Origin of the sequence: Rhizobium sp. Nf11,1 (assembly GCF_050587665.1) — a bacterium.
Taxonomy (GTDB): Bacteria; Pseudomonadota; Alphaproteobacteria; order Rhizobiales; family Rhizobiaceae; genus Rhizobium.
The window spans coordinates 239,397-252,016 of record NZ_JBOBHU010000007.1 but is presented as its reverse complement, the minus strand read 5'-3'; the positions used below and the strand labels follow the sequence as shown (position 1 = coordinate 252,016).

The following is a 12,620-nucleotide window of genomic DNA, read 5'->3' as shown; positions in this document are numbered from 1 at the left end:
TTCAACTTGCAAGTCGCTTGACAGAAAGCGCCTCGACATACCCTCGAGGAGCTTTTGCGTTTCTGCCGGGCGTCCAGCTCCCCGGACGCCAGCTGACCTGCTAGGGAACTTTCATTCGGCAGCGATGAGAGCCTCGGCGGTTTCTGATACGCAGGACCGCGCGGTGCAACAGGCGGAAACGCGAAGCCTCATCTCGCACAGCGAACTACTCTTCTCAAAACGTCCTGAGCCCGAAGGCATCATAGCCAGCGACGGCAAACGGCACAACGGCGACGGCATTGTGTGAGGTGCGTCGCCGTTGTACCATGTAGTCTGACAAGTGTGCGCAGTGCTCATTGTCGAGCCGGAGACAAAGCCCGGTCGCGCGCTTCAACCCGATGAATAAGTAGTCCGGATCATGGAACTTATCGTCGCCCTTGGCCTAATCGTCTTGAAGGTCGCGTTCCTGATTGCGACCCTGCTATTGCTACCATTGCCGCTCACCTGGCTGGAACGCAAGGTCGCCGGGCACATCCAGCAGCGGATGGGGCCGATGCGCGTGGGATGGCACGGGCTGTTGCAGCCGGTGGCGGACGGAATCAAGCTCTTGACGAAAGAGGATCACATCCCGGCCGAGGCCGACCGGTTCCTGTTCAAACTGGCGCCAATCCTGGCGCTCGCTCCGCCCTTTGTGGTGTTCGTCGCGATCCCCTTCGGCGAAACGGTCTCGGTCCTCGGCCACGGGATCACGCTCTACGTCTCCAACATGAATGTGGCGCTTCTTTTCGTTTTCTCGGTGATCGGGATCGAGGTCTATGGCGTCATCTTTGGCGGCTGGGCCTCCAACAGCAAATACGCTGTCCTGGGCAGCCTCAGAACCTGCGCCCAGATGATCAGCTACGAAATCCCGATGGGGTTCGCGGTCATCGGCGTGGTCATGCTGGCGCAGTCCATGAGCCTTCTCGAGATCGTGCGGGCGCAGGCCGATGTCTGGAACATCGTCTACCAACCGGTCGGGTTCTTGGTGTTCTTCGTCGCCGGATTGGCCGAAGCGCAGCGCATTCCCTTCGATCTGGCGGAAGCGGAAGGGGATCTAGGGGCCGGCTTCCATACCGAATACAGCGGTATCCGCTTTGCCTTCTTTATGGTCAGCGAATATGCCATCGTATTGCTTGTGTCGGTCTTGGTGGTGATCCTGTTCTTCGGCGGTTGGAACGGTGTTCTGATTCCCTTGCCGCCGCTCCTGTGGTTTGCTCTCAAGGTCGCGTTCTTCGTCTATGTGTTTATTTGGTTCCGCTTCACTTTCCCCCGCTACCGCTACGATCAGTTGATGGCGATCGGATGGAAGGTCTTGCTTCCTCTGTCGATGGCGAACATAATTATAACCGGTATACTTTTAGGGGTCGTAACGACCCCGTAGCGAGGCGGCGATGTCGCGCGCGCAGGACAGAGTTGGAACATGGGTTGGCTGGGCGTTCTTCGCCGATCTGGCGAATGCCTTGGCTCTGACCTTCGGATATCTGTTCTCCAAAACCGTGACCATGCAATATCCGGACAACGAAAAATGGCTACCCTACTCGCGTTACCGCGGGCATCACTTTCTGAAGCGTGACGAAGAGGGCGAGATCAAGTGCGTAGCCTGCGAACTCTGCGCGCGGATCTGTCCCTGCGACTGTATCGAAGTCGTCCCGTACGAGGACGAGAAGGGCAGCCGGCACCCGGCGAAATTTGAAATCGACACAGCCCGCTGCCTGTTCTGCGGGTTGTGCGAGGACGCCTGCCCGGCGGATGCAATCGCGCTTGGGCAACAATACGAATTTTCCAGTTTTTCCTCTGCTGACCTGGTGATCGGGCGCGACGATCTGCTCGCCAAGCCGGGTAAGGCGGCAACCGGCGGTGGCGTGGTCGCCGCGCGCCTGAATACGAAGAAGGACGTACTCGTCGAGACGAAAGAGACGCACGGCTACAACTGGTGGCGGAATATCCGGCGAACATGAAAGCGCCAGCCATCAAACCGAAGCGCTCGAACAGGAGGCTCAGATGTTTGTCGGTGAAATCATGAAGAACAAGGGTGTCGGTGTCATCGCAGTCGCCCCCGATCAGACGATGGTGGAGGTACTGAGGTTGTTTCGAGACAACAATATCGGCTTCGTCGTCGTGAGCCGATCAAACAGCAAATACCTCGGTACAGTGTCGGAGCGGGATTGCTGCAATGCGGTGGCGGAATACGGGGCCGCCGCAGCGGCGATGCGGGTCGCGGACATCATGAACCGCAATGTCGCGACGTGTTCGACACAAGATCTGCTACCCGTCGCGATGGGGATCATGACCCAGCGGCGTACGCGCCATGTGTTGGTCACGGATGGAGGCAACGTTGTCGGCGTGGTCAGCATCGGAGATGTGGTTAAGCACAGGCTCGACGAAGCGCAGCGTACAGAGCAGGAGCTGCAGGATTACATATGCGGGACCAGGTATCACTGACGCCGCCCACTCGATGTAATGACGCTGGGGCGGACAGCTTGCCACGGAGTGTTGCGGTGCCCCCGATCCCAAATCCTCAAACCCCGCGCCAGATCCGGCCTGGGGGGGCGACGTCAGGAGTGGCATGCGCCTTCTGGACTTCCACCGCGCATGGATATTCGCCCCGCCGCAGCAGGCTGTTGAGACGCAAGGCTCTATAGTTTTCCGGAACGAAGACGAGGCCCTTGGGAAACCGCCTGTCGACCTTGAGCTGCGCCGACAGTTCGCCCTGGCTGGAACGCACGATTACCTGATCGCCATCCGAAAGGCCAAGCTCCGCAGTATCCTGCGCGCTCATCGCGACATAGGGATCGTTGGCGACTGTGTTCAGCGTGTCCGACCGTTCGGAAAGATATCCGTTGTGGAACAGGCAGTCGCCGGTGATCAGCATGAGCCGGTCGGCCGCTGTTGGAGCGGACGGCGGCGCAAGGAACACGCCAGCCGATAATGTTGGCACCGCCTTGGTGAATGCGCCGTCGGCGCCAAGTCCGTCCTGCGTCAACCCCTGATAGGCCGGAACCAGCCGGGCAATCTCGTCGAAAATTTCGCCTCGCGTCGATGGCGGCAACGCCTTGCTACGTAGCGCGGCGACGAAGTCGATAATCGCCAGATTGCCTCGCGCGTCGAAGACGGGCTCACGGAATTTCCGAACATTCTGGATCCGGCCCTCGTTGTTGGTGAACGTTCCGGATTCCTCGCCGTATCCCGCCGCGGGCAAGACGACCTCGGCCATGCCCGCCGTTTCCGTGAGGAACGCGTCCTGCACGATCAGGAGATCAACTGCGCCAAGCGCCCGCGTCACAAAGTCCCGGTCGGGATAGGCGACCAGGGGGTCGGTTCCGACGATGTAGAAAGCGCCCATCCGGCCACCGATGGAGAGCTCCAGCATGGCATCGAGATTCGCACCGGGTTCAGACGGGATTTGGGCGCCCCAGTTTCGGGCAAGAGCTGCGCGCGCCGCGTCATCGGCGACGGCCCGCAGCCCCGGGAGAGCCGCCGGCAGGACCCCCATGTCCCAGGCGCCCAGCTGGTTGGCACGGTCGAAGAGAAACTGCATCGCCGGGCCTTTGCCTAGCAGGCGGAGAACCTGCAGCAGGTTGTAGAGCTGCAGCAGCGTCGCGCGCGCTTCGGGTGATCTCAGGAGGTCGACGCTGACAAGCACGGTGACGCTACGGGCTTCCTTGAGCGCGGTGGCCAGACGATCCGGCCCGTCGCTGCCGGTGCCCGCTGCCGGCCTGCCGACCATCGCCCCGATGTCCGCAAATGCGTCGCCCGGCAAGGTCTGACGGGCCACCGCCATGAGCGCGGCTACCACCGCCGCAAGGCTTGCCTCTTCTCCGCCCGGCGGCACGCGTACCACCACCCTGGCATCGGCGTCCAGGCGCGAGGGCCGCGCCGAAAGCATCAGCAATCCGGCCTGGCGCCGCCGCGCGGCGTCTCGCAGCAGGTATTCGGTGACGGGATTCTCCTCGGTCACGTTGCCGCCGACGACGAGCACGCAGTCGTTGCCGATTACGTCGGCCAGCGGTGTGCGGCTGTAGAAAGTTCCCAATAGCGGGCCGAGCGTATCGAAGGGCGCGGCCCAGCGTGACGAACAATCAATGTTGTTGGTCCGGAATACTGTTCGCATCAGCTTCTGGAACTGATAAAGCACCTCGTTGGGCAGGCGAGGCGAGACCAGCCCGCCGGCCTCCGTGCTCTCGACAGCCAACAGTCGCCGGCGCAGATAATCCCCCGCTTCGTCCCAGGAAACCGGGACCAGGGCGCCATCCTGACGGATCATTGGCTGCTTGATCCGGTCCCGGCTTGCAACGAAATCGAGGCCGAAGCGTCCTCGCACGCAGAGAGTTTCGTGGTTGACACCTTCGTCCCACTTCGAGCGCACCCGCATGAACTCGCCCTTGCGCGTGCCCACTGTCAGCTGGCAACCGGTGCCGCAATGCGGGCAGATGGTGTCGGTCTCTACGAGATCCCAGGGGCGCGCCTTGTAGCGGTAGGGGAAGCTCATCAGCGCGCCGACCGGGCAGACCTCGACGCAATTGCCGCACTGGTCGCAACTCGCCAGACTGCCCTCGAATCCGGTGACGGCGGTATCCATGCCTTTCTCGACGGTGCCCAGCGCCACCGCGCCGACGACCTCCTCGCACATCCGGACGCAGCGCTGGCACTGGATGCAGCGGTTGACGTTCATGATGATAACCGGGCTGAGGCGAATGTCCTCGGAGTGGAACACACGTTTGTCATCGCGGAACTGGCTTTCGCGGGGCCCATAGGCCATTACCATGTTCTGAAGCTCGCATTCGCCGCCCTTGTCGCAGATCGGGCAGTCGAGGGGGTGATTGGCGAGCAGCATGTCGAGCATGGAAGAGCGCGTTTCCTCGATCAGAGGCGTATTCGTCCGCACGACCATGCCATCGGTGGCCGCAGTAGCGCAGGACGGCTGCAGCCGCCGGAGGCCCTCGATCTCCACCAGACACATGCGGCAGGAGGCCAGCGGCGGCAGACGCTTCAGATAGCAGAAGGTCGGAATATCGATGCCCAAATGCCGGGCGGCCTGCAGCACCGTCGAGCCAGCCTCAACTTCCAGCGTTTGTCCATCGATCGTGACTTTAAGCATGGTTCCTCACAATCCTGATCCAGCACACTCCTTCAGTGAAACGGGCACCTCCGCTCCTCGACATGGACGACGAACTCATCTCGGAAATGCTTGAGTGCTGCCCGCAATCCCATCGCTGCACCGTCACCCAAGGCACAAAACGTATTGCCGAAAATGCCCTTGCAGAGCATCTCCAGCTGCTCCAGATCGCCGGGTGCGCCATCCCCGCCTTCAACCCGGCGCAGGACTTTCACGACCCAGTTCAATCCTTCCCGGCAGGGCGTGCACTTGCCGCAGGACTCGTGGTGGAAGAACTCGACAATCCTGGTGGCGACCCTGACCATGCAGGTGCTATCGTCGATCACGATAACGCCAGCCGAACCGAGCATCGAGCCGGCGGCAGCCAGCGAGTCGAAATCCATCCTCACCTCCAGCCCGTGTTCAGGGATGACCGGCGCTGAGACCCCGCCCGGGATCACTGCCTTGATCTTGCGTCCCCGCAAGGCCCCGCCGGCATGTTCCTCGACCAGCTCGCGCAGCGGTATGCCCATCGGCAACTCGTAGAGACCGGGTTTGCGCACCTGTCCGCTGAGGCAGTAGAGCTTCGGGCCGGGGCTCTTGTCCGGGCCGATGCCGCGGAACCAGTCCGCGCCCCGCGCCACGATATGCGGCACGCAGGCCAGCGTCTCGACATTGTTGATTACAGTCGGGCTGGCATAGAGCCCGGCCACGGCTGGAAACGGCGGCTTCAATCGCGGCTGCGCCCGCTTGCCCTCGAGCGACTCGAGCATCGCAGTCTCCTCGCCGCAGATATAGGCGCCGGCGCCGCAGTGTATGTGTACCGCGAAATTGAAATCCGAGCCTAGAATGCGCTTTCCGAGATAGCCCTTCGCGTGGGCCTCGGCGATCGCTTGCTCCAGACGACGGATCGCCGTCACATATTCTCCGCGAACGTAGACATAGGCGGTTTCGGCCCCGATCGCGTATGCACTGACCGCCAGCCCCTCGATCAGTTGATGCGGGTCGCGCTCCATGATGATCCGGTCCTTGAACGTGCCCGGCTCGCCCTCATCGGCGTTGCAGCACAGGTAAGTCGGCTTGCCGGTGCGCTTCGGCACGAAACCCCATTTCATGCCCGTTGGGAATCCGGCACCACCGCGACCGCGCAGGTTGGACCGTTTGACGAGGTCGATAACCTCGTCAGGCGTGTGCTCGCGCAACGCCTTCGCCAGCGCCTGATAGCCGCCGCCAGCCTCGTAAGTCGACACCAAATGACCGTCCGCCACATCGACATTTTTCAGAAGAACCGGCTCGAACATGGCGCTACTCCCCCGGCAGCCGCGCAGAGGCGTGTTCGACGCTTGCGGCTCCCGCTATCGCCCGCAGGCTGTCCAACAGTGCGTTTATCCGCGTCACATCAAGGTGGCCGTGGTAATCGTCGCCGACTTGCATCACCGGGGCCATCTCGCAGGCGCCGAGGCATTCGACCGTCGAAAGCGTGAACAGCCCGTCCGGGGTGGTGCCGCCTTTCCTGATCCCCAGCATCGTTTCCAGATGGTCTAGCAGGTCCTCCGATCCGCACAGCAAGCAGGAAACATTGTTACAGAGCTGCAGGTGGAACATCCCCACCGGTTCGGTATGGAAGAGGGTGTAGAAGGTCGCCAGCTCGTAGACCCAGATTCGCTCGACTCCGAGAATGTCGGCGACCTCTTCCAGCACTGGCCCAGGCAGATGGCCATGTTCTTCCTGCGCGATCAGGAGCGCGGGCATGATCGCAGAGCGCTGGTCGGGATACCGCGCCGCCGCCTCTTCGATCTTTTCGCGCATGGTCATCGCATTCAAATCCTTGCTACTTGTCCACCTCCGCCATCACAGGGTCGAGGCTGCCGAGCACGGCGATCATGTCCGCCAGATAGCGGGCGTTGGTGACCCCGAAGAGGGCCTGAAGGTTGACGAACGAGGGTGCCCGCACCTTCATGCGGAACGGTTTTGGCGACCCGTCGCTGATGATGTAAAAGCCAAGCTCGCCCTTTGGCGCCTCGATTGCCGAATAGACCTCGCCCTTCGGCACCTTGAAGCCGTAGGCCGACAGGTCGAAATGCTGGATCAGCGCCTCCATCGAGCAGTGCACCCGATCCTTGTCCAGTGGGAAGGCGATTGTCGGCACGTCGATCTGGAACGGCCCCTCAGGCATCTGGTCGATGCATTGGTCGATGATCCTTATGCTCTCGCGCATCTCATCGACGCGGCATCGCCAGCGTGCATAGCAATCGCCCTCGTCACGGGTGATGACGTTGAACGCCAGCCTGTCATAGATCTCGTAGGGCTCGTCGCGGCGGATGTCCCAGTTGACACCGGAAGCACGCAGGTTCGGGCCGCTGAGGCCGAGATCGATGCCATCCTCTGCGGAGATCACGCCGACCCCCTTCGTGCGATTGAGAAACACCCGGTTGTCTTCGAGCAGTCGCTCATAGTCGCGGATACGGTTCGGGAAAATGTCGCAAAACTCCCGGATCTTGGGGAAGAACCCGTTAGGCAGGTCCTCGCGCACCCCGCCGACCCGGCAGAAGGAAGTGTGCATGCGCGCACCGGTGATCATTTCCAGGAGGTCCATGATCATTTCGCGCTCGCGCATGACGTAAAGCAGCGCGGTCATAGCGCCGAGATCCATCGGCAGCGCGCCCGTGATCAGGAGGTGACCGGAGATTCGTGCCAGCTCGGCCATCATCACGCGGATATATTGCGCTCGGATCGGCGCTTCTATGCCGAGGAGTTTCTCCACCGCCAGCGCGAAGGCGAGGTTGTTCGAAGGCGGACAGAGATAATCGAGCCGGTCTGTCAGTGGGAAAATCTGGGTATAGGTGAAGCTCTCCGCCAGTTTTTCGGTGCCCCGATGGAGATAGCCGATATGCGGATCGACGCGCTCGACGAACTCGCCGTCCAGCTCGAGAACGAGCCGAAGAACCCCATGGGTGCTGGGGTGCTGCGGACCGAGGTTGAGAAGCACCTCCCTGGTATTGAGCGCTTCACCCTCAGGCCTGCTGAGCTCGGTGACTTCAGTCATCTCAATGTTCCGGCGTAGAACGGCCCCCTTACGGAATGTCCCTGGTGGCAAGGTCGGGCTGCGTTGGCGGCGGACCTTCGGCACCAAAGGGGTTCAACTTGTCCTTATAGCCCCTGAGAGGGAAATCCTTGCGCTGAGGAAAGCCCTCGAAGCCTTCCCACATGTAGATCCGGCGCAGATCGGGATGTCCCTCGAACCGGATGCCATACATGTCCCAGGCCTCACGCTCATGCCAGTTGGCGGTGCGCCAGACTCCCGTGACCGAAGGCACTTCGGGAGGATCGCCAAGCCGGCACTTGATGCGGACCCGCCACCTGTTGGGCAGCGAATAAAGATGGTAGACCGCCTCGAACCGCGGCGTTTCGGGATAATGATCGACCCCGCAAATGTCCGACAGGAAATTGAATTGCAGCGACGGATCTTCTTTCAGGAAACGGCAGAACTCGACGACCCTCTCGGGTGGAACGGCAAAGACGTCGATACCGTGCGCAGTGCCGAGGTCGTCGATTGTTTCTCCGAAGCGCTCCATGATCGGAGCGCGATTGAGGGGCGGCTCCGCACTCATGACGCTATAACCCGATCCAGAGGTGTGCCGGCGAGCGCCCGGGACTTCTTGATCTTTTCTTGAAGCAGGAGGAAGCCGTGCATCAGCGCCTCGGGCCGGGGCGGACAGCCGGGCACATGCACATCGACTGGCACGAAGGTTTCCGATCCCTGCACCACGGCATAGGTGTTGTAGACGCCGCCCGAAATAGCGCAGGTGCCCATTGCGATCACCCAGCGCGGTTCCGGCATCTGGTCATAGAGCCGCCGCACGACGGGCGCGAATTTCCGGGTCACTGTGCCGGCGATAATCATGACGTCGGATTGTCTCGGCGAAGGGCGGAACACCACGCCGAACCGGTCGAGATCGTAGCGGGCGCAACCGGCCGAGATCATTTCGATGGCGCAGCAGGCAATGCCGAAGGTTTCCGGCCACAGCGCCGACCTCCGGCTCCAACTGATGATGCTGTCGGCCGTGGTGAACAGAACGCTGTCGCGAATCGCATTGTTTACGCCTCCCATTCCAGCGCTCCTTTCAGCCAGGCATAGGCGAAGCCCACGAGAAGCAGCAATATGAAGACGATCATCTCGATATAGCCGACCAGTCCGATCTCTTTCAGGACGACGGCCCAGGGAAAGAGGAACATCGCTTCGACGTCGAAAACGACCAGCAGGATTGCGAGGACAAAGAACGGCACCCTGAAGCGGCCCGCCGCCGCCTCGCCCGCGGCCTCCATACCGCATTCATAGGGCATGTTCTTGGCGGGATAGGGATTGGATGGGCGCAGCAGCGAGGAAACGAACAACGTCACCCCCGCCACCAGAACGACTCCGGCGATCATGAAAAGAACCGGTAAGAATTCCATTGCAGCCATATCACTGCACCGGTTGCCCACCGACCGTTCATCCCGAACGGGTAAGTCGGTCACGCCACGGCGCGACTGGACAATCCTTTCTCTGCCTCCAAGTTTATTCCGTCGGTGTGATCATTGCAAATCCAATCGCTCACCCGCCAAGGACCGAATCTTGGGCAAGCTTCAGGAACCACGACGGAAATAGCCCGATGCCGACGGTGCCGGCGGCGGTGACGGCGAGCGTCGCGCCCACCAGAGGCGTCAGCGCCGGGGCGAACGCCCTCTTCGGCTCGCGCATGTAGATCACCATGACGATGCGGATGTAGAAATAAGCAGCGACGGCGCTGAGCAGCACGGCGATTATCGCCAGCATGACGAAACCATGCTCGACGAGGGCGACAAGCACGTAAAACTTGGCGAAGAACCCGGCGGTCGGCGGAATGCCGGCCAGCGAGAAGAGATAGAGCAGCATCAGAAGCGCGAACCCCGGATGTGACTTGGCGAAGCCCGCATAGTCTTCGATGACCTCGCCCGAGACATCGCCGTTCCGCATCATGATGACGGCTCCGAAAATGCCGAGATTCATGAAAGCGTAGATCAGCAGATAGAGCATGACGCTGGCGATCCCATCGGCGCCACCAGCGGCCACGCCGAAAATGGCGAAGCCGGCATGGGCGATGCTGGAATAGGCCAGGAGACGCTTGAAATTGTCCTGCACCAGCGCCACGAAGCTTCCGAGCGCCGTCGTCACCACCGCAATGACGGCAACGATGATCCAGACGTCCGAGGCTGCGACCAGAGGGTTGAGGAACACCCGCAGGATCACCGCGAACCCCGCCGCCTTGGGGCCTACCGACATGAAGGCGGTAATCGTCGTTGGCGCGCCTTCATAGACGTCCGGCAGCCACATGTGGAAGGGAACCGCGCCGACCTTGAAGACCAGCCCCGCGACGATGAAGACCACCGCCAGCAACAATCCGGGATCGAGCGGATCGCCAGTCACGGCCGCAGCCATCCCGTCCAATTGCGTTGTGCCGGTGAGCCCGTAGACCAGCGAAACGCCGTAAAGGAAAATCCCGGTCGAGACCGCGCCAAGGATTACATATTTCAGCGCTGCTTCGTTGGACCGCCGCTCAAGCCGCAGGAAGCCGGTCAGCACATAGGTGCATATCACCATCAGTTCGAGGCCCACATAGATCGACAGGAGATCGGTCGCCGAGGCCATGATCATCATGCCGGAAAGCGCAAAGAGCAGCAGGACATAATATTCGCTGCTGCCGATCCCTTCGATATCGGCATATTTTAGCGAAAGCAGGAATGTCAGAACGGTGGCTAGGTAGAAAACGAACTTGAAGAAGACCGAGAAGCGGTCGGCGACGAACATGCCCGTGTAGGCTGGCCGTATCTCGCTTGCCAGGATGAGTGTCGCCAAGGCGGCAATCAATACGATCGCGACAGACGCCCAGACAAGGAAATGTTCCTGTCCCCTTCGCACAAACTGTCCCAGGATCAGCAGGATGCAGGCGCCGGTGATCACCACGATCTCGGGCAGGCTCGCCAGGGCCGACTGGAAAAGCGCGGCGGCGGTCATGGGCCGCTCCCCTTACTGTTCATCTGCGTCAGCAGATGCTTCACCGAGTCATCGATGATGTCGAGGAAGGGTTTCGGATAGAGCCCAACCCAGAGCACGAAGACGGCCAGCGGCAGGATCGCGGCCATCTCACGGGCGTTCACGTCGCGTGTCTTCAACCGGGTACCGACGCTGGCCGGGCCGAGCGCGATTTTTCCGTACATGCCAAGCAGATAGGCAGCCCCCAGCAATGCGCCCAAAACGGCGGCAGAGCCAGCGACCAGATTGGCCGCAAACCCGCCTGACAGCACCAGCAACTCGCCCACGAACGAATTCGTTCCCGGCAGCGCCATCGACGACAGGGTAAACAGTGCCAGAAACGTGGTGTAGACCGGCGCCACCTTCATCAACCCACCATAGTCGGCGATGCTGCGGGTATGGGTGCGCTCGTAAATCAGCCCGACGAACAGGAATAGGGCGCCTGTCGTCACGCCATGATTGAACATCTGCAGGATACCGCCCTCGAGCCCTCGGAGATTCAGCGCAAAAATCCCAAGCGTCACAAAGCCCATGTGGCTGATGCTGGAATAAGCCACAAGCTTCTTCAGATCGTCCTGCGCAAGTGCGAGCAACCCGCCATAGACGATCGCAAGCCCCGAAAGCGCCAGCATCAGCGGCGAATAATACATCGATGCTTCCGGCAGCATCGGCAGCGAGAACCGCAGGAATCCGTAGGCGCCCATCTTCAGGAGCACTCCGGCGAGGATAATGCTGCCCGCCGTCGGCGCCTGCACATGGGCGTCCGGCAGCCAGGTATGGACCGGCACCATCGGAACCTTGACCGCAAAAGCGACCAGGAAGGCGAAGAACAGCCAGGACTGGATCCGGAATGGCAAATCCTGTTCCGTCAAAGCGAGGATATCGAAGGTCCTGCCACCGTAGAAATAGAGCACGATGACGCCGATCAGGAACAGGAGGCTGCCCGCCAGCGTGTAGAGGAAAAACTTGATCGCCGCATAGACCCGACCCTCGCCGCCCCAGACGCCGATGATGAGATACATCGGGATCAGCATCGCCTCCCAAAAGACGTAGAAAAGGAAGAGATCGAGCGCGCAGAAGACGCCGAGCATCAGCGCTTGTATGAAGAGCAGGCAGATCATGAATTCCTTCACCTTGCGGTCGATCGCGACCCAGGAGGCGAGCACGCAGATCAACCCCAACAATGCGGTCAGGAACACGAAGAGCGCGCTGATTCCGTCGATGCCAAGGGCATAATTGATCCCGAGCGCGGGCACCCACGAGTGCGTCTCGGTGAACTGCATGGCATGGATCTTGGTGTCGAATCCGACCAGCATGGCGATGCAAAGAGCAAGGTCGAGGACGGTGAAAGAGAGCGCGCTCCACCGCACTACATCGTCATCGCGCAGGAACATGAGAACCGCGGCCCCGACAACGGGTGTGAATATGATGAGGCTGAGCAGCGGGAAGCCCATG

12 protein-coding genes are annotated in these 12,620 nt (G+C 61.1%); 3 read left to right on the top strand and 9 right to left on the bottom strand.

Annotated features, from left to right (window positions below):
* Nucleotides 1-397 precede the first annotated feature (397 nt).
* Genes nuoH through ACQ7C1_RS13615 form a run of 3 tightly spaced genes read left to right on the top strand, consistent with a single transcriptional unit; the run spans nucleotide 398 to nucleotide 2,460 of the window.
* A complete protein-coding gene (gene nuoH / locus ACQ7C1_RS13625) occupies nucleotides 398-1,399 on the top strand; it encodes an NADH-quinone oxidoreductase subunit NuoH (RefSeq protein ID WP_430958626.1) in 1,002 nt (333 codons plus the stop codon).
* Between the two features lie 10 nt (nucleotides 1,400-1,409).
* Nucleotides 1,410-1,976 (top strand): NADH-quinone oxidoreductase subunit I, encoded by a 567-nt coding sequence (locus tag ACQ7C1_RS13620; RefSeq protein ID WP_430958625.1) that lies wholly within the window; start codon nucleotides 1,410-1,412, stop codon nucleotides 1,974-1,976.
* Between the two features lie 43 nt (nucleotides 1,977-2,019).
* Nucleotides 2,020-2,460, top strand: coding sequence for a CBS domain-containing protein (locus ACQ7C1_RS13615; protein ID WP_085779269.1), 441 nt, complete (start codon nucleotides 2,020-2,022; stop codon nucleotides 2,458-2,460).
* 76 nt (nucleotides 2,461-2,536) lie between these two features.
* Here ACQ7C1_RS13615 and nuoG read toward each other — a convergent pair whose 3' ends face one another.
* The 9 genes from nuoG to ACQ7C1_RS13570 form a co-directional block, all read right to left on the bottom strand.
* Nucleotides 2,537-5,116 carry an NADH-quinone oxidoreductase subunit NuoG gene (gene nuoG, locus ACQ7C1_RS13610; RefSeq protein WP_430958624.1) on the bottom strand — a complete coding sequence of 860 codons (2,580 nt, stop codon included), beginning with the start codon at nucleotides 5,114-5,116 and terminating at the stop codon, nucleotides 2,537-2,539.
* Nucleotides 5,117-5,148: 32 nt separating this feature from the next.
* Nucleotides 5,149-6,414 (bottom strand): NADH-quinone oxidoreductase subunit NuoF, encoded by a 1,266-nt coding sequence (nuoF, locus tag ACQ7C1_RS13605; RefSeq protein WP_430958623.1) that lies wholly within the window; start codon nucleotides 6,412-6,414, stop codon nucleotides 5,149-5,151.
* A gap of 4 nt (nucleotides 6,415-6,418) precedes the next feature.
* The gene (nuoE, locus tag ACQ7C1_RS13600) at nucleotides 6,419-6,928 is read right to left on the bottom strand and encodes an NADH-quinone oxidoreductase subunit NuoE (protein ID WP_430958622.1); all 510 of its coding nucleotides are present in this window, start codon (nucleotides 6,926-6,928) and stop codon (nucleotides 6,419-6,421) included.
* Nucleotides 6,929-6,944: 16 nt separating this feature from the next.
* A complete protein-coding gene (gene nuoD, locus ACQ7C1_RS13595; protein WP_430958621.1) occupies nucleotides 6,945-8,159 on the bottom strand; it encodes an NADH dehydrogenase (quinone) subunit D in 1,215 nt (404 codons plus the stop codon).
* Between the two features lie 28 nt (nucleotides 8,160-8,187).
* Nucleotides 8,188-8,724: an NADH-quinone oxidoreductase subunit C gene (locus tag ACQ7C1_RS13590; RefSeq protein ID WP_430958620.1), complete on the bottom strand. Its 537-nt coding sequence runs from the start codon at nucleotides 8,722-8,724 to the stop codon at nucleotides 8,188-8,190.
* A complete protein-coding gene (locus ACQ7C1_RS13585; protein ID WP_097600733.1) occupies nucleotides 8,721-9,224 on the bottom strand; it encodes a NuoB/complex I 20 kDa subunit family protein in 504 nt (167 codons plus the stop codon). The genes ACQ7C1_RS13590 and ACQ7C1_RS13585 overlap by 4 nt, the downstream gene beginning before the upstream one ends.
* A complete protein-coding gene (locus ACQ7C1_RS13580) occupies nucleotides 9,212-9,577 on the bottom strand; it encodes an NADH-quinone oxidoreductase subunit A (RefSeq protein ID WP_430958619.1) in 366 nt (121 codons plus the stop codon). The genes ACQ7C1_RS13585 and ACQ7C1_RS13580 overlap by 13 nt, the downstream gene beginning before the upstream one ends.
* Before the next feature lie 130 nt (nucleotides 9,578-9,707).
* Nucleotides 9,708-11,147: an NADH-quinone oxidoreductase subunit N gene (locus ACQ7C1_RS13575; RefSeq protein ID WP_430958618.1), complete on the bottom strand. Its 1,440-nt coding sequence runs from the start codon at nucleotides 11,145-11,147 to the stop codon at nucleotides 9,708-9,710.
* A complete protein-coding gene (locus ACQ7C1_RS13570; protein WP_430958617.1) occupies nucleotides 11,144-12,619 on the bottom strand; it encodes an NADH-quinone oxidoreductase subunit M in 1,476 nt (491 codons plus the stop codon). The genes ACQ7C1_RS13575 and ACQ7C1_RS13570 overlap by 4 nt, the downstream gene beginning before the upstream one ends.
* Nucleotide 12,620 lies beyond the last annotated feature (1 nt).

Bases quoted from the DNA above. Each gene is read 5' to 3' on its own strand.
- nuoE (WP_430958622.1), bottom strand. From the start codon at position 6,928: ATGACCATGCGCGAAAAGATCGAAGAGGCGGCGGCGCGGTATCCCGAC.
- nuoG (WP_430958624.1), bottom strand. From the start codon at position 5,116: ATGCTTAAAGTCACGATCGATGGACAAACGCTGGAAGTTGAGGCTGGC.
- ACQ7C1_RS13575 (WP_430958618.1), bottom strand. From the start codon at position 11,147: ATGACCGCCGCCGCGCTTTTCCAGTCGGCCCTGGCGAGCCTGCCCGAG.
- ACQ7C1_RS13615 (WP_085779269.1), top strand. From the start codon at position 2,020: ATGTTTGTCGGTGAAATCATGAAGAACAAGGGTGTCGGTGTCATCGCA.
- ACQ7C1_RS13620 (WP_430958625.1), top strand. From the start codon at position 1,410: ATGTCGCGCGCGCAGGACAGAGTTGGAACATGGGTTGGCTGGGCGTTC.
- nuoD (WP_430958621.1), bottom strand. From the start codon at position 8,159: ATGACTGAAGTCACCGAGCTCAGCAGGCCTGAGGGTGAAGCGCTCAAT.
- ACQ7C1_RS13580 (WP_430958619.1), bottom strand. From the start codon at position 9,577: ATGGCTGCAATGGAATTCTTACCGGTTCTTTTCATGATCGCCGGAGTC.
- ACQ7C1_RS13585 (WP_097600733.1), bottom strand. From the start codon at position 9,224: ATGGGAGGCGTAAACAATGCGATTCGCGACAGCGTTCTGTTCACCACG.
- ACQ7C1_RS13590 (WP_430958620.1), bottom strand. From the start codon at position 8,724: ATGAGTGCGGAGCCGCCCCTCAATCGCGCTCCGATCATGGAGCGCTTC.
- nuoF (WP_430958623.1), bottom strand. From the start codon at position 6,414: ATGTTCGAGCCGGTTCTTCTGAAAAATGTCGATGTGGCGGACGGTCAT.
- nuoH (WP_430958626.1), top strand. From the start codon at position 398: ATGGAACTTATCGTCGCCCTTGGCCTAATCGTCTTGAAGGTCGCGTTC.
- ACQ7C1_RS13570 (WP_430958617.1), bottom strand. From the start codon at position 12,619: ATGGGCTTCCCGCTGCTCAGCCTCATCATATTCACACCCGTTGTCGGG.